We start from the raw sequence: 917 nt of genomic DNA on the forward strand, positions 1-917 counted from the left end.
GAGCAGATGGTTGTAGTTACCGGCGCAGACTTTCAATTGGATGGCCAGCGCATCCAGGTACTTGAGCAAGCTGATATCGGTATTGAGCAGCCCATTCCAGCCGACTGCGTCCAACTGCAACTTGCCGCCCAGCAGGCCGCCGATCAAGGCGTTGAGGGCGACCGACTGGGTGCTGTCCACCGTTAACAAGGTGCTGCGAACCGTGAGCTGGGCAACCGTTGGGGTGGGTGCGGCGGCGACGGCGGTGGCGCTGAGCAGCGTTGTCAGGTTGACGGGCTGGCCCGAGAACAGCGTGAGCAAGCCATGGGCAAGGCTGGTGTGCACGCGATGGGTGGCAATCACCCGGATGGCATCGGTTTTGCTCGGGTCGGCGCTGAACGTGCGCATAAAATCTGCGCCGGTGGCCAGGGTGCCGCAGGCGGTCGCCAGCGTGCGATTGTCGTCAAGGCTAAAGTTGTTGCGTGCCGCGCTTTCGGTCGCAAATTGTGCGGCATTGTTAGCGGGCGCCGCGCATGTGCCGCTGCGGCTCACCGCTTCCAGCGCAGCCGTATCGGCCACACGCTGCAATTTGCGTTTCTCCAGGTACAGGCGACCGCTGTCGACCACCAGCAGCAGAAACAGCAGCGCAATACCAAGGGTTACCGCGCCTATCAGGCCGATGGCGCCGCGTTGGCGGGCCGGGCCGAGTCCATGGCCAATCATTGTGCGTTCCTTCGCCGGTGCTGCACCGACGTCCTGAGCATCCCCGCAAGCAGTGTAGTCAGGTTTTGCGTCGGCGCTGGCTAATCGCTACTAGTTGCGCGGCGGCAGGGTAACCGGTGTCAGCACTGGGCGGCCGGCGAAGTATTCCACCAGGTTATCGGCCACGCGCTGCACGGTGTCGTGGGCCGCTTCCGGCGACAGGCCGGCGACATGGG

The 917-nt window shown here is 63.9% G+C and carries 1 protein-coding gene and 1 pseudogene; both read right to left on the reverse strand.

Translation table 11 applies throughout. The features are described from left to right. The coding region (locus FEM54_RS33220) for a pilus assembly protein TadG-related protein (protein WP_240792841.1) at positions 1-702 on the reverse strand (702 nt) is incomplete at its 3' end. Between the two features lie 90 nt (positions 703-792). Continuing rightward, positions 793-917 (reverse strand): annotated as a pseudogene (locus FEM54_RS33225) (2-hydroxyacid dehydrogenase); the annotation flags it as partial.

It is taken from the genome of Pseudomonas edaphica (assembly GCF_005863185.1).
In the GTDB taxonomy this organism is placed as follows: Bacteria; Pseudomonadota; Gammaproteobacteria; order Pseudomonadales; family Pseudomonadaceae; genus Aquipseudomonas; species Aquipseudomonas edaphica.